Raw genomic sequence first — 19,912 nt, 5'->3', positions numbered from 1 at the left:
GGACGACCAATGAGCCTGAGCAAACAGGAGCTCGACGAATTCCGCAAGGAGGTGCGGGCCTGGTTCGAGGAGAACAAGCCCGCCGATCCGGGGTTTCTCCTGCCGCAATCCTTCATGGAAGTGGGAACCGACGAGCAGTTCTATTTCCTTCGCGACTGGCAGCGAAAGGTCTATGAGGCGGGCTATCTCGGCATGGCGTGGCCGAAGGAGTATGGCGGCGGCGGCAAGCCCCAGCAGCTTCAGGACATCGTGACGCGCGAGATGGTGCGCCAGAAGGTGCCTTTCATGATGAACACGATCGGCCTCAACTGGGCCGGTCCGCTCATTCTCAACATGGGTTCCGACGAGCAGAAGAAGGCTTACATTCCTGGCATTCTGAGCGCCGAGGACATCTGGTGCCAGGGCTTCTCCGAGCCGGACCACGGCTCGGATCTCGGCAATGCGCAGCTCAAGGCGGAGCGTGACGGCAACGAGTTCGTGCTCAATGGCAGCAAGATCTGGACGAGCCTCGGCGTGCATGCGAAGTACATGATCCTGCTCGCGCGCACCAATCCGAATGCGAACAACAAGTATGAAGGGCTGAGCTTCTTCCTCATCCCCATGCGCATACCGGGCATCGAGGTCGTGCCGATCCGCAAGCTCACGGGCGAATACGGCTTCAACCAGACCTTCTTCACCGACGCGCGCATCTCCGACACCTGCCTCATCGGTAAGGAAGGCGGCGGCTGGCAGGTCGCCATGGCGACGCTCGCCTTCGAGCGTGGCGCGGTCGGCGGGCAGGCCGGCGGCCATTCGATGATGAGCAAGGAAGTGGCCGAGGTCGTGGCGCTGGCGCGCGTCGCGCAGCGCAACGGGCGGCCCGCCATCGAGGATCCGCTGATCCGCGACAGGCTCGTCCAGTTCATCATGGAGGAGCGCGGTCAGTCGCTCAATTCTTCGCGCGCGCGCATCAAGGCGCTCACCTCCGATCGCCCCGCTTCGATCGCCATGTCGTCGAAGCTCGTCGGCAGCGAGTATCAGCGCCGCCTCAACCAGTTCGCGCTGTCGCTTCAGGGCGCCAACGCCGCCTATTATGTGGGCGACGATCTCGCCTATGAGCGCGGCCTCTGGCAGCGTTCCTATTTCAATGCCTTCTCCGCCACCATCGGCGGCGGCACCAGCGAAATTCAGCACAACATCATTGGCGAGCGTGTTCTCGGCCTGCCGAAGAGCTAAGTGAGACGTAGGACCATGCAGGACACAAACAAAAGACCGACCATCGAGTTCAGCGACGAGCAGGCGCAGCTCCTCGAAGTTGCGACGAGCTTCTGCGCCGACAAGTTCCCGGTCGACCGTGCGCGCGCGCGTATCGCCGCGGCGGAGGATTTCGACCGCTCCGTGTGGCTCGAGATGGCCTCTCTCGGCTGGCTCGGCGTCGCGGTACCGGAGGAATTCGGCGGCAGCAGCCTCGGCCTTGCCGAAGTCGTGACCATCGTGGAGCCGATGGGCCGCTATCTGGCGGGCACGCCTCTGACATCGACCACGCTCGTCGCGCAGGCGCTCATCAAGGCGGGAACGGACGCGCAGAAATCCGAGTGGCTGCCCGCCATCTGCGAAGGCGCCATCGGCGCGCTCGCGCTGACGGAGCCGAGCGGCGACTGGAACCTCGCAAATCTTGCGAGCAAGGCGGTGCGCAACGGCGACAAGCTGACGCTTTCGGGCGTCAAGACATTCGTGACGGACGCCGCCTCGGCCGATCTTGCGATCGTCTCGGTGGCGCTCGACGGCGCGCCCGCGCTCGTTCTCCTCGATCGGGCGGCGCTTGCCTCGGCGAAGATGGAGCGCGAGACGGTCATCGACGAAACGCGCCGTTCCTACCGGGTGAAGCTTGATGGCGTGACGATCCCGGCGAGCAATCTTCTCGATCCGGCGAAGACGGCCGATTGCCTCTCGCATCTCGATCTCGCCGCCTGCCTCCTTCTCTCTGCGGAAATGTGTGGCGGCGCGAGCGGCGTCATCGACGTAACGGTCGAATATCTGAAGACGCGAAAGCAGTTCGACAAATATATCGGCTCCTATCAGGCGCTGAAGCACCCGACCGTGGATGCGCTGCTTGCCATGGAGGCCGCGCGCTCGCACCTCTATTACGCCGCAACGGTTTTCGGCAAGGGCGAGGAGGGCGAGATCGCCGTCCGCATGGCCAAGGCGCAGGCGAGCGATGCGCTTGCCTTCGCCTCCGACCGCGCCATCCAGTTCCATGGCGGCTTTGGCTTCACCTATGACTGCGACGCGCAGCTTTATCGCCGCCGCGGCCTCTGGTGCGAATATCAGCACGGCGATGCGGCCCATCATCGCCGCAGGCTTGCCGATCTGCTTCTCTGATCGGCGTTACTTCTTGGTGGGGCCTGTCGTCTCGAGCAGAGCGACGAGCCCCTTCAGAAGTTCAAGCGGCGAGGGCGGGCAGCCGCGAATGTGAAGATCAACGGGAATGACCGCCGAGACGCCGCCCACGATCTTCGGGCTCGGCGCGAAGAGGCCCCCATCCACTGCGCAATCGCCGACAGCGACCACCCATTTCGGGTCCGGTGTCGCCGTCCATACCCGTTCCAGCGCCTCGCGCATGTTTTTCGTGACGGGCCCCGTCACCATCAGCACATCGGCGTGCCGGGGCGATGCGACGAAGTGCAATCCGAAGCGCTCGAGATCGTAAAAGGCGTTCGAGAGCGCATGCATTTCGAGTTCGCAGCCATTGCAGGAGCCTGCATCGACCGCGCGGATAGAGAGACTGCGCCCGAGGCGCCTGCGCGACGCGCGTTCGAGCGCGGCCGCGAGTTCGGCGATGGCCGTGTCGTCCGCGGATGGCGCCCGCTCCGTCAGCGGCCCGTGGGTCAGATTGCGAAATAGAATTTTGCGCATGGCGTGTGGCCCTAGAGGTCGTGGCCGGAATAGGCGCAGTTGAAGGATTTGTTGCAGATCGGAAAATCCGCGACGATGTTGCCCTCGACGACGCTTTCGAGAACCGGCCATTGAAACCATGAAGGATCGCGCAAATGGCAGCGCTCGATCCTGAGGTCGCCGGAAAGCCGGAGCCAGGCGAGAATGTCGCCGCGAAATCCCTCGACCATGGCCATGCCTTCGCGGGCCTCACCCTCGAAGGGTGTTGGCGCGGCGCGAAGCGGCCCCTCGGGCAGACGATCCAGGATTTGCCGGGCCAGAGAGAGCGACTGCTCGACCTCGCGGATGCGGACCCATACGCGCGCGTCTATGTCGCCTGCGATGAAGACCGGCACGTCGAATGTGAGCGCGTCATAGGGCGCATAGGGCAGCGAGTGCCGGGCGTCGAATGCGCGGCCCGATGCGCGCCCCACATAGCCGCCACAGCCGAATTGGCGGGCAAGCGCGGGCTTCAAAATGCCGGCGCCGACGGTGCGATCCTGAAGCGATGCCGTGTTGTCGTAGAGTTCGATCAGTTCGGGAAACTGGCGCGCCACCTCGGCGATGAGCGCGGGGAGACGTTTTGCGCCATCCTCGGTGAGATCGGCCGCGACCCCGCCGGGGACGATGCAATCCTTCATCAGCCGATGGCCGAACGAGGCATGCGCCGCGCGCAGAACATTCTCGCGCAGAACGCCGCATTGGGCATGCATGAGCGCGAAGGCCGCGTCGTTGCAGATCGCGCCTATATCGCCGAAATGATTTGCGAGCCGTTCGAGTTCGGCCATGAGCGCGCGCAACCATATGGCGCGCGGCGGCGCCTCGATGCCGAGCGCCGCTTCCGCCGCGCGGGAAAAGGCGAGCGCATAGGCCACCGTGCTGTCGCCAGACACGCGGCCTGCAAGCCTTGCCGCGTGATCGAGCCCGGCGCCGGACATGAGATCCTCGACGCCCTTATGCGTGTAGCCGAGCCGTGCTTCGAGACGCACGATCGCCTCGCCATTGATCGTGAATCGGAAGTGTCCGGGCTCGATGATGCCGGCATGAACGGGGCCGACCGCGAGTTGGTGCAGCCCCTCGCCCTCGCTCGGCAGGAATGTGTAAGGCAAGGGTGCGTCGCTGACCTCTCCCCATCGGCCGTGATCGAGCCAGGGTCTTGCATCAGGGCATCCGTCCGCGGTGAGCCCGAAGAGATCACGCGCGGCGCGTTCGAGGCGAAGCGCGGGCGGATGCGCAGCGGCGATCGAGGGATAGCGTCCATTCTCGCAATCCAGCGTGACGACGGCGAGATCATGTGTCAGCTCGTCGAGCAGCGCGGCATGGATTGCATCTCCATCGGCCCATAGGCCGGAGAGTGTCGGACGTCCCTCCGCGAGCTGCGGGCCGAGCTCGCGCCATGCTTCCGCATCGAGTGTCACGCGCGGCCAGGGCTGGTGCGAGGATACGGGCCGTCCCCTGGCAAGAATGTCGGAAAGGATTGTCATCGTGCCTGCCTCCTTTCCCTAGCCGAGCAGATGCGCGACATGCTGAAACCACGCGACGAGAGGCGGCGGCAGATAGATACCTGCGGCAAGCACCAGCGCGAGATGTGCGAAGAGCGGCACATAGGATGCGCGCACAGGCGCCACGCGTCCCGTCGGTTCTCCGAATGCGATGCTGCCGATCCACATGAAGAGCGCGCCGAGCGCGACGAAGAGGCCGAAGGCGAGGGGGATCGCCAGCAGCGGCTCGCGCGCGAAGGTCGAACTCACGATCAGGAATTCGCTCATGAAGACGCCGAAAGGTGGCAGCCCCGCTATGGCGGCGACGCCGGCGATCAGCCCCCAGCCGAGCAGCGGATGGGATTCGCTGAGGCCGCGAATATCCGCGAGGCGCTGCGTGCCCTTCACCTGCGCCACATGCCCGACCGCGAAGAAGATCGCGGACTTCGTCAGGCTGTGCATCGTCATGTGCAGCAGTCCGGCGAAGTTTGCGAGCGGACCGCCCATGCCGAAGGCGAATGCGATGATGCCCATATGCTCGATCGACGAATAGGCGAAGAGCCGTTTGATATCGCGCCGCCTGTAGAGCATGAAGGCGGCGAAGATCAGCGAGGCAAGCCCCATGGTCACGAGCAGCGGTCCGGGCGCGAGCGCTTCCGGGTTGCCCGCAAGCAGCATCTTGAAGCGCAGCACGGCATAGAGCGCCACATTGAGCAGCAGGCCCGAAAGAACGGCGGAAATCGGCGTCGGGCCTTCCGCATGCGCGTCGGGCAACCAGGCATGGAGCGGCACGAGCCCTGCCTTCGTGCCGTAGCCGAGCAGCAGGAAGATGAAGGCGACATTGAGAAGCGCCGGATCGAACTTCGCGACATGCTCCATGAGAACGGTCCAGGCCATCGCCTGCGGGCCTTCACCGATGATCGGCAGCGCCGCCATATAGACGAGGATCGTGCCGAACAGCGCCAGCGCGATGCCGACGCTGCCCAGGATGAAATATTTCCATGCCGCTTCGAGCGCTTCATGCGTGCGGTACATGCCGACCATGAGCACCGTGCTCAGCGTGGCGAGTTCGACCGCGACCCACATCAGGCCGAGATTGTTCGAGACCAGCGCGAGGTTCATGCCGAACATCATGATCTGATAGGTCGCGTGGTAGAAACGCAGATAGGCGGGCGTCAGCCGCCCGGTTTCGAGTTCGTGCCCGATATAGCCCGCGCTGAAGGTGCTGGTCGTGAAGCCGACAAAGGCATTGAGAACGATGAAGACGATATTGAGGTCGTCGACGACGAGATAGGCGCCGGATTCCGGCCGCTGTACGAGCAGCATCGCGGCGGCGGCGAGCGTGAGCAGCGAGGCGAGTGCGTTCAGCGCGGCGGCTGCCCTGTAGCCGGGAATGAGGATGAGAAGTCCGGCCGCCGCGAGCGGGACGACGAGAACCGCCGCGAGTGCGTCGAAGGCGAGCCCCATCATCTCTGATCCTCCCTGACCTGATCGAGCGCCCGCACATCGACCGTGTCGAAGCGTTCACGGATGCGGAAGAGGAAGATGCCGATGACGATGAAGGCGATGAGAATGGAGAAGGCGACGCTGATCTCGACGACGAGCGGCATGCCCTTCGCGCCGGCCGCCGCGAGGATGAGACCGTTCTCGAGCGACATGAAGCCGACGATCTGGCTGACGGCATTGCGGCGGCTGACCATCATCAGAAGCCCCAGCAGAACGACGGAGAGGGCGAAGGCGATGTCCTCGCGCGCCAGCGGATCGGCTTCCGCCGTCACCCGCAGCATCACGGCCATGGAGAGCGCGATGAGCGCCATGGCCGCGAGCATGATGGTGCCTATGCCGATCACCGTTTCGACCTCGCGATGGATGCCGAGGCGCACGATCATGCGGTGCAGGGCGACCGGTATGATGATCGCCTTGAAGACGAGCGCTATGCCGGCGGTGATGTAGAGCTGCGAGGCGTGTTGAATATAGGCCTGCCATGCGACCGAGAGCGCCAGCACGACGGCGTGGAGCGCAAAGACGTTGAGCAGCGCGTAGAGGCGGTCCTGATAGAGCATCATCACGCTCACGAGCACGAGCCCGCCTGCCAGCATATGCGCGATGTCGAAGGTCAGATGTTGCATCTAGAAGCTCCCCGACACGAAACGCAGGAGGACGGCAAGAAGGCCCAGCATGAGGGCGGCGCTGAGAAAATTCGGAACCCGGAAGACGCGCATCTTGGCGACAGTCGTCTCGAAAAAGGCGAGCAGCAGCCCCGCCGCGCCGAGCTTGAGCACATAGATACCCGCGCCGGCGAGATGAGTGACGAGACTCGCGCCATCCGGCGTCAGGCCCCAGGGCGTGAAGACGCAGATGATGATCGAGATGTAGAGAAGGAGCTTCAGCATCGCGGCAAGCTCGATCATGGCGAGATGGCGGCCCGAATATTCGAGCACCATCGCCTCATGCACCATGGTGAGTTCGAGATGCGTCGCCGGATTGTCGATGGGTATGCGGGCGTTCTCCGCAATCGCGACCATGACGAGGGAAATGGCGGCAAGCCCGAGCGAGACGCGCAACCCCACCTCCGGCGACAGCATGAAGCCTGCAATGGTCGAGAGCTGCGACGAACCGGCGATGAGCGCGATCGTGAAGACGATCATGATCATGGCGGGTTCCGCGAGCGAGGAGATCATCATTTCGCGGCTCGAGCCTATGCCGCCGAAGCGCGCTCCGGCGTCGAGCCCCGCAAGCGCGAGCATGAAGCGCGCGCTGCCGAGAAGCGCGATGATGGCAATGAGATCGGCCGACCAGCTGAACATGAGACCGGTGGCGAATGTCGGCACGAGTGCCGCCGCCACCCAGGTCGCGGCGAAAATGAGATAGGGCGCCGCGCGGAAGAGCCATGAGGCGTCCTCGGCAAGAACGACGTCCTTTCGCAGCAGCCGCGCAAGATCGCGATAGGGTTGCAGCACGGAAGGGCCGCGCCTGCGCAGAAGGCGCGCCTTCGCCTTTCGCACGATGCCGGTGAGGAGCGGCGCGAGCAGCAGCACCAGCGTCATCTGCGCCGTCTGGATTGCGAGTTCGGCGATCAGGGCCATGCCGCCACCATGATGAGAAGCAGGATGAGCGCGAAGAAGACGAGGCTGAGATAGCGCCGGATCGTCAGAAACTGGAAGCGGTTGAGATATTCGGCGGTGGACATGACGACGCCCGCAAGGGGTGCGTAGAGCGTTTCCCATGCCATGTCGCGCAATTCGAGCCTGTAGCGGGCGGCGCGGGTATCGCCGGGCGCGGGCATGTCGACCCGCTCGTCGATCCGATAGGCGAGCGTGCCGAAGATGCGCCGCAGCGGTTGCGAAAATCCGCTCGCCGAATATTGGAGCCTTGGCGAGCCTTCCGCATAGCCGCAATCCCAGCTCGGCGCGCGCCGCACCGCGCGAGAGGCAAAGCGGTGAATGGCGAGCACCGCCGCGGTGGCCGACGTCGCAATGAAGAGGAGCACCAGAAGCCCGTTATAGGAGCTGCGGCTCTCCGCGATCGGGACGATCGAGAGCCATGGCTCCGAAAGCTGGCGCGGCATATGCGTGCCGATGAGCCCTTGCGCGACAGGCGCGAGCGCGTCGATGGCGAGGCCGGGCATGACACCGAGAAGGAGGCACAGCGCGGCGAGCGCCGCCATCGTAGCCAGCGAGAAGCGATCGGCTTCGCGCGCCATGCTCGCGGCGCCGGATCGCGGCTGGCTCAGAAATGCGATGCCGAAAGCGCGCACATAGCAGGCGGCGGCGAAGGCTGCTGCGAGGGCGAGCCCGGCGCCCACCGCAGGCACCATCAGCTTGAGGCCCCATTGCGGCAGCGCGGGGCTCAGCAGGATCGCCTGAAAGGTCATCCATTCCGAAACGAAGCCGTTAAAGGGCGGCAGCGCCGATATCGCCGCCGAACCGGCGAGGAAGAAGAGCGCCGTCGCCGGCATGAGGCGAATGAGCCCGCCTAGCTTTTCGACGTCGCGCAGGCCCGTCGCGTTGAGGATCGCGCCCGCGCCGAAGAAGAGCAGGCTCTTGAAGAGCATGTGATTGAGCGCATGCATCAGCGCGGCGGTGAGCGCGAGCGCCGCCGCCGCATCCATTCCGTTCGCCCGGAAGGCGAGCGCAAGACCGAGGCCGATGAAGACGATGCCGACATTCTCGACCGTGCTGTAGGCGAGCAGGCGCTTCATGTCGCTCTGCATGAGCGCATAGAGAACGCCGGCGACCGCGGTCACACCGCCAAGCGCCAGCACCGGAAGCGCCCACCACCATTCGGGAGGGCCGAGCAGATCGAAAACGATGCGGATGAAGCCATAGATCGCAATCTTGGTCATCACGCCGCTCATCAGCGCGGAGACATGGCTCGGCGCCGCCGGGTGGGCGAGCGGCAGCCAGACATGCAGCGGCACGAGGCCGGCCTTCGAGCCCGCGCCGAGGAGAAGCAGCACGAGCACCAGCGCGCCCGTGAGCGGCTCCTGCGCATGGGCGCGCATTTCGGCGAATGTGTAGCCCCCGGCGGGGCCAGCAAGCAGTCCGAAGGCGAGCAGAAGGCAGAAGGTCCCGAAGGCCGCCATCACGAGATAGATGTAGCCGGCGCGCCGGTTCTCCGGCTCGCGGTGATGCGCCATGACGAGCGCCCATGACGACAGCGACATGAATTCCCAGGCGATGAGGAATGTGAAGGCGTCGTCCGCCAGCGCGACGAGGTTCATGCCTGCGAGAAAAGACGCGAAGAACGGCAGGATGCGCTGAGGCGCGCTTTCATGCCGCCCATAGCCGATGGCGTAGATGCTCGCGGCGAGCCCGCCGAAATTGACGATGGCGAGAAAGAACGCCGAGAGCGCATCGACGCGGAAATGCGCGCCAAGCCATGGAAGGCCGAGCGGCAGGGCCGCCGCCATGGGGGCGCCCGTCATCTCTGCGAGAGCGAGGATGAGGCCCGCAAGCGAGACGGCCGCGCTCGCGCCATAGATGAGCGGCGAGGCGAGCGGGCGCCGCCCCGTCGCGGCTGCTGCCGCCGAAAGGGCGAAGAAGGCGAGAACGCACCACAAATTCACGATGAGGTACATCGTGTTTCATCCTCGACATGCCCGAAGCAACACTATCGCGGCCATGGCAGCGTGTGGGTTCGGGCGCCCCCACGCTAGGGCTTTGCAGGTCCGCCTTTGAGGCGCACGCCGCGGCCGCCCTGGTCGCTCACCGCCCCTTCATTGATCAGATCGACGCCCGCGGCATCGAGCGCCGCAACGAGCTTCATCAGCGAGTCGACATTGCCGCGTATCACGTCTTCGCTCGCTTCCATGCGCTGGATCGTAGGCACGGAAAGGCCCGACAGCGCAGCGAGCTTGCGCTGGTCGATCCCGAGCAGGGCGCGCGCTGCGCGCAGTTGCGCTGCGGTAATCACGGTGGGCCTTCATCGGCTGGATGTCGATTTTGATCGAGGATAATACCAAGATATGGATATTTCAATGGTGCATAGTGATATATAAAACATCAATTTTAGCGTGCGCACTTGCGCGGTATCCGGTTGTTTTGCCACCCCGCCTTGAATTCATATCACGCATTGCTAATGTATGTGGTGTATCGGACATGCCGCTTCATGCGGCGACGGAGTTCACATGGCGACGGCCCTGGCGGCGGACATCAAGGATCTCGAGGCAAGCGCGGCGGAAGCGTCGAAGCTCCTGAGCGCGCTCGCCAATGAGCGCCGCCTGCTGATCCTCTGCCAGATCGCGGACCGCGAAATGTCCGTCGGCGAGATACAGGAGCTGATCGGCATCAGCCAGTCGGCGCTCTCACAGCATCTTGCCGTATTGCGCGAGCAGGGGCTGGTGGCGACGAGGCGCGAAGCGCAGACGATCTACTATCGCCTCGCGGACCCGGCCGCCCAGCGCATCATCGAAACTCTGGCCGAGATTTATTGCCCGCCCGCGGCCAAGCGCCGTTGACCCTTGGCGGTTGGCGCGGCGGCGCGCATGCTTGCGCTTCAGGGCTATTCCGGCGATCTTCGCGCGCCCTGAATATTCAACAACGCGGATCACATGAGCAGCTTCAACCACCGCACCTGCGTGGCGCCCATGATGGACTGGACCGATCGGCATGACCGGTTCTTCCTGCGGCTCATCACGCGCCATGCGCTGCTCTATACGGAAATGGTGACGACCGGCGCCGTCATTCATGGCGACCGTCAGCACCTTCTCGGCTTCGATCCGGCGGAGCATCCCGTTGCGGTGCAGCTTGGCGGCTCCGAGCCTGCCGAGCTTGCCGAGGCCGCGCGCATCGCCGAAGGCTTCGGCTATGACGAGATCAATCTCAATGTCGGCTGCCCGTCGGATCGCGTGCAGTCCGGCCGCTTCGGCGCCTGCCTCATGCGCGAGCCGATGCTGGTTGCCGAATGCGTGGCGTCGATGCGCAAGGCAGTCTCCGTTCCCGTCACGGTCAAGTGCCGTATCGGCGTCGATGAGCAGGACCCGGCCGAGGCCCTGCCGGCGCTTGCCCGCGCCGTGCGCGATGCGGGCTGCGAAACGCTGATCGTTCATGCGCGCAAGGCGTGGCTCGAAGGGCTTTCCCCGCGCGAGAATCGCGACATTCCTCCGCTCGAATATGACCGCGCCTATCGCCTGAAGCGCGACATGCCGGACATGCGGATCGTCATCAATGGCGGCATCGTTTCGCTGGATGAGGTGGCTGCCCATCTCGATCATGTCGATGGCGCGATGCTCGGCCGCGCCGCCTATCAGACGCCTTATGTGCTCGCGGATGTCGATCGCCGCTTCTATGGCGCCGATGCGCCGCCGCGAGCGCCGCATGAGGTGCTGGAAGCCTATCTGCCCTATGTCGAGGCGGAGCTTGCGAAGGGCACGCATCTTCATGCGATGTCGCGCCACATTCTCGGCCTGTTTCACGGCATGCCCGGCGCGCGCGCCTTCCGCCGCCATATCTCGGAGAACGCGCCGCGTCCGGGCGCCACGGCTAAGGTCATTCGCGACGCCATGGCGCTTGTGCCGCGCGAGGCCGCAGCCGCGCTCGCCTGAGCCCGCCGCACTGGACCCCGGCATCCATCATCCCCGCATCGCGCAGCTTCAGATCTTCTGGTCGTAAGCCCCGACTTCCGGAAAGGCCGAGAGCCGCGTGTCGATCTCGGCGAACATTCCGCGCATATTGGCTTCCGATGTCGGGCTTTCCACCACCACCACGAGGCCGGGCTTGTTCGACGAGGCGCGCACCAGCCCCCATGTGCCGTCCTCGGTGACGACGCGGATGCCGTTGACGGTCACGAGATCGCGGATCTTCTGTCCGATGAGCGTATCGCCATTGGCCTTCATGCCGGTGAAGAGCGCGACCATGCGCTCGACGACCTGATATTTAACTTCGTCCGGGCAGAAGGGCGACATGGTGGGCGAGCCCCAGGTCTTGGGCAGCGCATCGCGCAGCTCCGACATCTTCGTGCCCGGGTTACGGTCCAGCATGTCGCAAATGGCGATGGCCGAGACGAGCCCGTCGTCATATCCCCGGCCGATAGGCGGATTGAAGAAATAGTGGCCCGACTTCTCGAAGCCGACCAGCGCGTCGAGTTCGTGCGCGCGCCGCTTGATGTAGGAGTGTCCTGTCTTCCAGTAGTCGGTCCTTGCGCCATTGGCGACGAGCACCGGATCGGTGAGGAAAAGTCCGGTCGATTTCACATCGACGACGAATTGCGCCTTGGGGTGGCGCGCGGAGAGATCGCGGGCGAGCAGCACGCCCACCTTGTCGGCGAAGATTTCCTCGCCCGTATCGTCCACCACGCCGCAGCGGTCGCCATCGCCATCGAAGGCGAGGCCGACATCGGCGCCTTCCGCGAGCACCTTGTCGCGAAGGGCATGGAGCATTTCCATATCTTCCGGGTTCGGATTATAGCGCGGGAATGTGTAGTCGAGATCGCAATCGAGCGGGATCACCTCCGCACCAATGCCCTCCAGAACCTTCGGCGCGAAATGGCCGGCCGTCCCGTTGCCGCATGCGGCGACGACGCGCAGCCTGCGCTTGATCTTCGGCCGGTTGGTGAGGTCGGCGATATAGCGCTGCGCCATGTCCGGCACATGGATGTATCGACCGCCATCCCGCTCCTTGCCCGCGCCAGAAAGAACGATCTCCTTCAGGCGGCTCATTTCGTCAGGCCCGAACGTCAGCGGCCGTTGCGCGCCCATTTTGACGCCCGTCCAGCCGTTCTCGTTGTGGCTCGCCGTCACCATGGCGACGCCCGGCACGTCGAGCGCGAATTGCGCGAAATAGGCGACGGGCGAAAGCGCGAGCCCGATGTCGTGAACCTCCGCGCCCGCGCGCATGAGGCCGATGATGAGCGCATTCTTGATCGAGGCCGAGTAGGATCGGAAATCGTGACCGACGGCGAGGGCGGGGCGCACACCCATTTCGCGGATCAGCGTCCCGAGGCCGAGCCCCAGCGCCTGCATCCCCGCAAGGTTGATCTGCTCGGGAAAGAGCCAGCGCGCGTCATATTCGCGGAAGCCCGAGGGCGCGATCAGCGGCTCCACCTCGAATTCGAACGTATTGGGCTTGAGGTCGGCGCGCGGCTTGGGAAGCATCCCTGTCTCCTTGGTATCGCAATCGGCTTTGCCCCCTTATAGCGGGTCGGCGGGGTTCGTGGGATGCCGATTGCGGGCAGGGAGGCGCGGGCGGCCTATTCGCGCAGCATGAGCCGGTTGCCCTGAAACTCGTAGCCGCGAAGCTCGTTCAGGAAGCTCATGCCGAGCAGCGACTGGTCGAGCCCGGCGCGCGAGACCGACGCGCGCACATTCCTCACCTTGATATCGCCTATGGCGATCTCGTCGAGCGTCACCCGCGCTGCCATGGTGACGCCGTTCGCGGTCCGGTAGGGCACGCTGTAGGAGAGTTTGGAAAGATCGAAGCCGAGCCGCTCCGCATCCGGCGCGCTGAGCGCAACGTCGCTCGCGCCCGTATCGACCATGAAGCGCACATGCGTGCCGTTGACCAGCGCATCGGCGCGGAAATGGCCGGAGAGGTCGCGCGTGAGATAGGCGACGCCCGGCGCCGTGGCGACCGCCGCCGTCGGCACGAGTTCGCCCGCCACCCGGCTTCCAAGCGTCCGCCCCAGCCCCATGAAATCGTCGCGATAGCTATAGGCGACGACGAGCACGAGCGCGATGCCGACCCAGGCGAGCGCCTGCTTCAGCGCGATCCCTGCGTTGCCGCGCCAGCCGAGCGCAATGCTGCCGCCGATCAGCGTGAGCCAGGTCAGGCCATAGACGAGGCGCATTTGCGCCCCTTCCTCCCGGAGCGCGCCAGGAAAAAGGCTGTTGAGGAGGAGAAGCAGGGCGACCACCGCAAGGAGAAGCAGCGCCGCCAATGTCCAGCTATTGTGTCTCATGGCAGGGAGCTTAGCCGGGAATCGCTGACCGGGGATAAATGCTGCAAGAAGGAGCGCGCTTTTTGTCTTGATCGCGCGCGACAGCCTATTATTTACGTGCTAACGTCGGTCTTGAAATTAAATACCAAAAGAAATTTGTAATATGAGTGACGGCAAGATCATCGGCCTTGGTGGCGGGCGGGCGCTGGACCCGCAGCTCGCGGCACGCGCAGGTCTGCCCGCTTTTGAACCGGGCTGGGTCTGGCTTGTCGGCGCCGGGCCGGGTGATCCGGGCCTGCTCACTCTCCATGCGCTGAATGCGCTCTCCCAGGCCGATGTCATCGTCTATGACGCGCTGGTGGATGAGAGCGTGCTCGGTTTTGCGGGCCTCCATGCGAAGCTCGAATATTCCGGCAAGCGCGGCGGCAAGCCGAGCCCGAAGCAGCGCGATATTTCCGCGCGGCTCGTCGAGCTTGCGCGGGCGGGCAAGCGCGTTCTGCGCCTGAAGGGCGGCGATCCGTTCGTCTTCGGCCGGGGCGGCGAGGAGGCGCTGGCGCTGGTCGATGCCGGTGTCCCGTTCCGCATCGTGCCCGGAGTCACAGCCGGCATTGGCGGCCTTGGCTATGCAGGGATTCCCGTCACCCATCGCGATGTGAACCACGCCGTCACCTTCGTCACCGGCCATATGGCGGGTGGCGCCGTGCCTGAAAATCTCGACTGGCCTTCCATCGCGCGCGGCTCGCCCGTCATCGTTCTCTATATGGCGCTGTCGCATCTTTCGAGCATCGCCAGCCTCCTCATCGAGAATGGTCGGCATGCGGACGAACCCGTCGCGCTCGTCCGCAATGCGACGCTCGGGAGCCAGCAGGTTCTGGAAACGACGCTCGGGCAGGCGGCCGCCGATGTCGAGCGGACAGGCTTCAAGGCACCCGCCATCATCGTCATTGGCGAGGTCGTGCGCCTGCGCGAAGGGCTCGACTGGCTCGGCGCGCTCGAAGGCCGCGTCCTGAAGCGCGATCCGCTGGAAACGCGCGGCCAGCGCGACGCGGGCTGAAGCGGACCACAGGCCCTCTCCTTGCTCTTTGCCGTCGCGCCGCCTAAAGAGGGGCTTCCCCCAATCCATATAGGCGGCCCCATGACCCTGATCGTAAAGGACAGCAACGGCAATCAATTGCATGACGGCGACAGCGTCATGGTCATCAAGGATCTCAAGGTGAAGGGAACCTCGGTGACGCTGAAGCGCGGCACTGTCATCAAGAATATTCGCCTGACCGGCGACGAGGGCCTCATCGAGTGCAATGCCGAGAAGGTCAAGGGCCTCGTCCTCAAGACCGAGTTTCTGAAGAAGGCATGAGGCCATCGCCCGCCCGATTTCCCGCAAGGCGTGATCCGCGCTAACTTCGCCCCGAGCCAGCGACGGAAGGCCAGAGACGGAAGGCCAGCGATAGAAGGAAGGGCGGATGGCCGAAGTGAAGAGCGATGCCCTTGCCGGCCGTCGCAGCCAGTTTCTCGCAATCGCCACGCTGCCGGCGAATTCATATCTCTTCGCCTTCGGACTCGATGGCGGGCTTTCGACGCTAGATGAGGCGCTGAAGGGCCTCTGGCAGATCGGCGCGCTCTCCCCGATCCGCGAGGCGGTCGCAATCGTCGTCCTGGTTGCAGCCGTGCCGATGGTGCTGCTGCTTGTCTTCGTGCCGCATCTGCCGAAACGGATCTTTCTTCCGCCGGTCATACTCGTGCTCTGGGCGGGGCTTGGCGCGCCGCCTTTCACCTTCGGGCAGGGCGCGCCGCTCGTCAGCTTTCTGGTTTCTACCGGCCAGCTCGCGCTTTTCCTGCTCGCGGTCAGCCTGGTGAAGCGGCGGACGGGGCGCTGGCGCCTCCGCGTTTCCGATCTGCCGGTGAAGACGCATCTCCTGCGGCGAACGCTTCTCGCCATGGCGGCGACCATCGCCATCGTGCTGGTCGCGCTGCCGCTTCTCGGCGCGGTCCTGCTTGCGGCGACCGTCGAGCGGCAGACGGAAGGCTATATCCGCTTCACAGCAAGAGGCATCGAGGCGGGCGAGACCGTTCTCGAAAAGGACGGCAGGACCGTGCGGCTCATCGGCATGATCCATATCGGTGAGCGCGCCTTCTACGAAAATCTCTTTGCGGATATTCCGCCGGGTGCGCTCGTCCTCGTCGAAGGCGTGTCCGACAGGCAGGGGCGGCTGAAGGGCGAGTTCTCCTATCGCCGCCTTGCTCGCGCGCTGGGGCTTGAGGAGCAGGTCGAAGTGCAATCCGCCTGGATGAGCGGCGGCGCGGCAGGGCAGGCCGGGGCAACGGCGCGTGCGGACGCCGCGCCGGTCCCGAGCCGCGAGCAGCGCCCCGTCATCATGCGCGGCGATGTCGATGTGTCCGATCTTTCCGGTCCGACGATCCGCTTTCTCCGCGAGGTCGGCGAGATTTATGGCAGCCGCTCGTTATGGGAGGCATTCCGCCGCCTCGAGGCGACGGGCGAGCGCTTCACCGAGAAGGACCTTTCGACCGTCTATGCCGACCTCATCGACAGGCGCAATGCCGCGCTGATCGCTGTCTTCGACCGCGAGGCGTCCGGCCATGACATGATCGTCATTCCATGGGGCGCGGAGCATATGCCCGGCATCGAAAAGGCCTTGCGTGAGCGCGGCTATGAGGTCCGTTCGCGCCGCACGCTCGATGCGGTGCGCTACGCTTCGTTTTTCTAGCGCCGCTCTCCTACTTCGGAAAAAGCGGAAGGTAAGGCTCCGCTTCCTCGAGCACGCGGGCATAGGAGGGACGCGCAAGCAGCCGATCGAAATATTGGGCAACCTTCCGATGCGCCTTCCCGATGGGAAGAACCTTGTTGGCGTAGAAGAGCGCGGGCGCGGCGGCGCAATCGGCCATGCTGAAGCCGTCGCCCATGATCCAGACCTTCGTGCCGATCTCGCTCTCGATCATGTCATAGGCGATGGCGAGCAGCTTTCGCGCCTCGTCGACGCCATAGGGATCATGCATCCCTTCCGGGCGGAGCCTGTCGGTGACGATCTTCTGCATCGGCACGTTCACATAGAGATCGAAGAAGCGATCCCGCATCCGCACCTGCCGCGCGAGGTCCGCATCGGCCGGCACCAGTTCCACCTTGCCAGGATAATGCTGCGCCAGATACTCGATGATGATGCTCGATTCCGGCACCGTCCGCGCCCTCGTGTGGTCGCGCAAAACCGGAAACTTGCCGATGGGCCATAGATCGGTGAGTTCCGCGCGAGAGGCCGGATCGCCGAGATCGATCATATGCGGCGTGAAGGGCGTGTCGTTCTCGTAAAGCGCGATGAGCGCCTTCTGGCAGAAGGACGACATCGGGTGGAAAAGCAGTTCAAGCGACATGGGCGTTTCTCCTCCTCGCATATGCGGGACGCGGCCATGCGCCGCGGTGGTGCTATTTGGCAGCGGCCTTCGTTGCGGGGCCGGAGAATTCCGTCTCGATCAGAATCTCGACCCGGTCGCTCACGCCCATGGCGGAACCCGCCGGCGGGATGCCGTAGCTGATGCCGAAATCCGAGCGATTGAGAAACCCGCGCGCGGAAAAGCCGATGCGCGCATTCGGGTCCATCGGATGGCCCGCATAGCCGCCATTGAACGCGACGTCGAGCGTCACCGGCTTGGTCACGCCATGCATGGTGAAGTCGCCCGTGACCCGCGCGGTCGTCGCGCCCGTCATCTCGATGGATTTCGACTGGTAGGTCATCTTGGGATATTTCGCCGCGTCGAGCCATTGCGCGCCGCGCAGCGCGGCGATGAAGCCCGCAGGCGGATTATCGCACTCGATGGAAGCGGGATCGATGGTGACCGAGAGACGCGCCGCGGGCGGATTGCGCGGATCGCCTTCGAGCTTCGCGTCGTAGCGCGTGAACCTTCCGGTGAAGTAAGAGAACCCGAGATGATCGACGCGGAAGATGATGCTCGTATGAGATTTGTCGATCGTATAGCTCCCCGCCGGGACCGGTTCGGCCGTGGGCGGGGCGGGCGTTGCGGGCGCCGCTTCCTTCGCGGCATCGGCCGCTTGCGAAACGGAGATGTTCGTTCCGAACGCGGCGCAGACGAATGCCGCCAGAATGATGCGCTTCATGCCGCGCCTCCCATATTGCGAGCCGCGAGCGCCGCGAGGCGTTCGATGCTCTGTGTCCAACCTTCGTTCATGCCAGCCAACATCATCCGCGAGACCGGCTCAATGCCCACGGCGTCCGCATGCACGGTGAGCCTCATCCTGCCATTTTGCTCCTCGAAAGTGACCGTCGTCACCGATCGGAGAAGCGGGTCATCCTTCTCGTCGCGCGCGATCGGCGCGGCCTCTTACGACGCCTGCTCGCAGTTGATCATCCATGGCGTGCCATAGCGATCCACCACCATGCCGTAACGCGCGGCCCAGAAGGTCTGCTGGATGGGCATCCGCACCGCGCCGCCTTCCGCCAGCGCGTGGAAGATGCGCTCCGCTTCGGCGGGCTTCTCGACATTGAGGCAGACCGATATGCCCTGCGCCTTTTCGAAATGCTCGGCCGGCGCGTCGGACCCCATCAGGATCGTATCGCCCACGACGAGACGCGCATGCATGATCTTGCCGCGCCATTCGGGCGATACATGCTCGGCCATGGGCGAGCCTTCATGCGTGAGCATGGCTTCGATCTTGCCGCCCAGGCACTTCTCGTAGAATTTGAAGGCTTCCTCGCAAGTGCCGTCGAAATTGAGATACGGGTTCAGTCTCATTTGCGTTCCTCCCGGATAGCGTTGGCGAATGGGCGAGGGGATCCGGCGTTCTTCAGGCCTTCGCCAGATAAGCGGCGAGCTGGTCCCAGCTCCCATCGGTTCCCTGTTTCATCCCTTCGAGATTTTCCTCGAATGTCCTGCGCTCTTCCTCGGTTGCGTTGATGGGCACGGCTCGATCGGTGATGAGCGTCCTGCCGTCCCGCTCCTCGAATGTCATGCTGCTCAGCAGTTCGAGCGGCCAGCTTTCGCTCAGCGGATGGCGGGTGATGCCCGCATTTTCATCCGAGAAGGAAACGACGAAGACGATCCGTTCCGGTATGACGATTTCGCGGTATACACATTTGCCCCACATCGTCTGTCCCGTCGGCGCCTGCATGCCATAGTGGAACAGTCCGCCGGGGCGCAGGTCGACATTGCAGGCGAGCATGGTGAAGTCCTTCGGCCCCCACCATTGCCTCAGCCGCTCGCTTTCCGTAAACGCGCGCCACACGGTTTCGCGCGGTGCGTCGAATGTGCGTGCAAGGACGAATTCTTTCGTGGCGGCCGCGCCGCTCCTGTCGTTCCCGCTCATGCCTGCCCACCCCGTACTCGCATGGCGCGCAGAAGGTCATCCAGCCTGTCGAAGCTGCTCGACCAGCCGCCGCGATGTCCGTCGCGCTCGGCGATGGAGGGCAGGAATTCCTGCCGGAAGGACATCTTCGTCCTGTTGCCATCCTCGGCGAAGATCACGGTCACCAATGTCTCGTGGCCATGGGCGGGATGCTCCTTGTCCCATGCGAAGGTGTAGACGAGCCGTTCCGGAGCGACGACCTCGCGGTATTGGCCGCCCTGCCAGAGATCGACGCCTCCGGCGACCGGCCGCAGGCAGGCGCGCCATGCGCCGCCCGGCCTGACATCCATTTCGACATGGACAGCGGGATGATGGCGCGGGCCTATCCATTTGCCGAAGTGCTGCGGGTCGGTCCAGAGCCTGAAGATCAGTTCGCGCGGCGCGTCGAATACGCGCGTGATCTCCAGCACTGTGTCGGCATCAGCCGTTGCGTCCATGCTCGTCCTCCTTCGCCTGAATTTCGCGCAGATAGTCGTCGAGGCGGTCGAAGCTCTGTTCCCAGAAGCGCCGGTAATGCTCGATCCAGTCGGCCGCTTCCTTCAGCGCGCCGGGCGCGATCCGGCAGGGCCGCATCTGGGCATCCCGCCCGCGCGAGATGAGCCCCGCGCGCTCCAGCACCTTGAGGTGTTTCGAAATGGCCGGAAGGCTCATCTCGAATGGCTTGGCAAGCTCGCTCACCGATGCCTCGCCCAGCGAAAGCCGCGCGAGTATGGCCCGGCGCGTGGGATCGGAGAGAGCGGAGAAGGTGGAGCTGAGGCGATCCGTCGACACTTAT

Annotated in this window: 22 protein-coding genes; 7 read left to right on the top strand and 15 right to left on the bottom strand. The window is 64.5% G+C overall.

The window, feature by feature from the left end:
• Positions 1-9: 9 nt before the first annotated feature.
• A complete protein-coding gene (locus PKA57_RS04625; protein WP_324297977.1) occupies positions 10-1,215 on the top strand; it encodes an acyl-CoA dehydrogenase family protein in 1,206 nt (401 codons plus the stop codon).
• Between the two features lie 15 nt (positions 1,216-1,230).
• Positions 1,231-2,361: an acyl-CoA dehydrogenase family protein gene (locus PKA57_RS04620; RefSeq protein ID WP_324297975.1), complete on the top strand. Its 1,131-nt coding sequence runs from the start codon at positions 1,231-1,233 to the stop codon at positions 2,359-2,361.
• Between the two features lie 6 nt (positions 2,362-2,367).
• On the opposite strand, the gene PKA57_RS04615 is transcribed toward PKA57_RS04620, so the two are convergent.
• The 7 genes from PKA57_RS04615 to PKA57_RS04585 all read right to left on the bottom strand — a co-directional run bounded on the left by PKA57_RS04615 (position 2,368) and on the right by PKA57_RS04585 (position 9,809).
• Complete coding sequence (locus tag PKA57_RS04615) at positions 2,368-2,895, bottom strand: NADH-quinone oxidoreductase subunit B family protein (RefSeq protein WP_324297972.1); 528 nt, start codon at positions 2,893-2,895, stop codon at positions 2,368-2,370.
• A gap of 11 nt (positions 2,896-2,906) precedes the next feature.
• Positions 2,907-4,397: an NADH-quinone oxidoreductase subunit C gene (locus tag PKA57_RS04610; protein WP_324297971.1), complete on the bottom strand. Its 1,491-nt coding sequence runs from the start codon at positions 4,395-4,397 to the stop codon at positions 2,907-2,909.
• Between the two features lie 18 nt (positions 4,398-4,415).
• Positions 4,416-5,864, bottom strand: coding sequence for a hydrogenase 4 subunit F (locus PKA57_RS04605; protein WP_324297970.1), 1,449 nt, complete (start codon positions 5,862-5,864; stop codon positions 4,416-4,418).
• Positions 5,861-6,523, bottom strand: a complete 663-nt coding sequence (locus PKA57_RS04600; RefSeq protein ID WP_324297969.1) for a hydrogenase-4 component E — start codon at positions 6,521-6,523, stop codon at positions 5,861-5,863. The genes PKA57_RS04605 and PKA57_RS04600 overlap by 4 nt, the downstream gene beginning before the upstream one ends.
• The gene (locus PKA57_RS04595; protein WP_324297967.1) at positions 6,524-7,480 is read right to left on the bottom strand and encodes an NADH-quinone oxidoreductase subunit H; all 957 of its coding nucleotides are present in this window, start codon (positions 7,478-7,480) and stop codon (positions 6,524-6,526) included.
• Complete coding sequence (hyfB, locus tag PKA57_RS04590; RefSeq protein WP_324297966.1) at positions 7,471-9,474, bottom strand: hydrogenase 4 subunit B; 2,004 nt, start codon at positions 9,472-9,474, stop codon at positions 7,471-7,473. Before hyfB ends, PKA57_RS04595 begins: the two co-directional genes overlap by 10 nt.
• 74 nt (positions 9,475-9,548) lie before the next feature.
• Positions 9,549-9,809 (bottom strand): helix-turn-helix transcriptional regulator, encoded by a 261-nt coding sequence (locus tag PKA57_RS04585; RefSeq protein WP_324297964.1) that lies wholly within the window; start codon positions 9,807-9,809, stop codon positions 9,549-9,551.
• A 214-nt stretch (positions 9,810-10,023) separates the two neighbouring features.
• On the opposite strand from PKA57_RS04585, the gene PKA57_RS04580 reads away from it, so the two are divergent.
• Together PKA57_RS04580 and dusA are read left to right on the top strand one after the other, a co-directional pair.
• Positions 10,024-10,353 carry a metalloregulator ArsR/SmtB family transcription factor gene (locus PKA57_RS04580; protein ID WP_324297962.1) on the top strand — a complete coding sequence of 110 codons (330 nt, stop codon included), beginning with the start codon at positions 10,024-10,026 and terminating at the stop codon, positions 10,351-10,353.
• Between the two features lie 93 nt (positions 10,354-10,446).
• Positions 10,447-11,439 carry a tRNA dihydrouridine(20/20a) synthase DusA gene (gene dusA / locus PKA57_RS04575; protein ID WP_324297960.1) on the top strand — a complete coding sequence of 331 codons (993 nt, stop codon included), beginning with the start codon at positions 10,447-10,449 and terminating at the stop codon, positions 11,437-11,439.
• A gap of 48 nt (positions 11,440-11,487) precedes the next feature.
• On the opposite strand, the gene PKA57_RS04570 is transcribed toward dusA, so the two are convergent.
• A complete protein-coding gene (locus PKA57_RS04570) occupies positions 11,488-12,987 on the bottom strand; it encodes a phosphomannomutase/phosphoglucomutase (protein ID WP_324297957.1) in 1,500 nt (499 codons plus the stop codon).
• A 95-nt stretch (positions 12,988-13,082) separates the two neighbouring features.
• A complete protein-coding gene (locus PKA57_RS04565; RefSeq protein ID WP_324297955.1) occupies positions 13,083-13,790 on the bottom strand; it encodes a TIGR02281 family clan AA aspartic protease in 708 nt (235 codons plus the stop codon).
• Between the two features lie 142 nt (positions 13,791-13,932).
• Here PKA57_RS04565 and cobA point away from each other — a divergent pair, with 142 nt between their 5' ends.
• From cobA to PKA57_RS04550, 3 genes are all read left to right on the top strand, one after another.
• Positions 13,933-14,823, top strand: coding sequence for a uroporphyrinogen-III C-methyltransferase (gene cobA, locus PKA57_RS04560; protein ID WP_324297953.1), 891 nt, complete (start codon positions 13,933-13,935; stop codon positions 14,821-14,823).
• An 81-nt stretch (positions 14,824-14,904) separates the two neighbouring features.
• The gene (locus PKA57_RS04555) at positions 14,905-15,123 is read left to right on the top strand and encodes an alkylphosphonate utilization protein (RefSeq protein WP_324297951.1); all 219 of its coding nucleotides are present in this window, start codon (positions 14,905-14,907) and stop codon (positions 15,121-15,123) included.
• A 106-nt stretch (positions 15,124-15,229) separates the two neighbouring features.
• The gene (locus tag PKA57_RS04550; protein WP_324297949.1) at positions 15,230-16,492 is read left to right on the top strand and encodes a hypothetical protein; all 1,263 of its coding nucleotides are present in this window, start codon (positions 15,230-15,232) and stop codon (positions 16,490-16,492) included.
• A gap of 10 nt (positions 16,493-16,502) precedes the next feature.
• Here PKA57_RS04550 and PKA57_RS04545 read toward each other — a convergent pair whose 3' ends face one another.
• The 6 genes from PKA57_RS04545 to PKA57_RS04520 all read right to left on the bottom strand — a co-directional run bounded on the left by PKA57_RS04545 (position 16,503) and on the right by PKA57_RS04520 (position 19,908).
• Entirely contained in the window at positions 16,503-17,150 is a 648-nt protein-coding gene (locus tag PKA57_RS04545; RefSeq protein ID WP_324297947.1) for a glutathione S-transferase family protein, read from the bottom strand.
• A 52-nt stretch (positions 17,151-17,202) separates the two neighbouring features.
• Positions 17,203-17,892 (bottom strand): YceI family protein, encoded by a 690-nt coding sequence (locus tag PKA57_RS04540; RefSeq protein WP_324297945.1) that lies wholly within the window; start codon positions 17,890-17,892, stop codon positions 17,203-17,205.
• Between the two features lie 224 nt (positions 17,893-18,116).
• Positions 18,117-18,527 carry a VOC family protein gene (locus tag PKA57_RS04535; RefSeq protein ID WP_324297944.1) on the bottom strand — a complete coding sequence of 137 codons (411 nt, stop codon included), beginning with the start codon at positions 18,525-18,527 and terminating at the stop codon, positions 18,117-18,119.
• 52 nt (positions 18,528-18,579) lie between these two features.
• Entirely contained in the window at positions 18,580-19,098 is a 519-nt protein-coding gene (locus PKA57_RS04530; RefSeq protein WP_324297942.1) for an SRPBCC domain-containing protein, read from the bottom strand.
• Positions 19,095-19,574 carry an SRPBCC domain-containing protein gene (locus PKA57_RS04525; protein ID WP_324297940.1) on the bottom strand — a complete coding sequence of 160 codons (480 nt, stop codon included), beginning with the start codon at positions 19,572-19,574 and terminating at the stop codon, positions 19,095-19,097. The genes PKA57_RS04530 and PKA57_RS04525 overlap by 4 nt, the downstream gene beginning before the upstream one ends.
• Positions 19,558-19,908, bottom strand: a complete 351-nt coding sequence (locus PKA57_RS04520; RefSeq protein ID WP_324297938.1) for a metalloregulator ArsR/SmtB family transcription factor — start codon at positions 19,906-19,908, stop codon at positions 19,558-19,560. The genes PKA57_RS04525 and PKA57_RS04520 overlap by 17 nt, the downstream gene beginning before the upstream one ends.
• Positions 19,909-19,912: the final 4 nt, after the last annotated feature.

Origin of the sequence: Parvibaculum sp. (assembly GCF_035325945.1) — a bacterium.
Classification (GTDB): Bacteria; Pseudomonadota; Alphaproteobacteria; order Parvibaculales; family Parvibaculaceae; genus Parvibaculum.
This window is presented reverse-complemented; position numbering and strand designations above follow the sequence as displayed.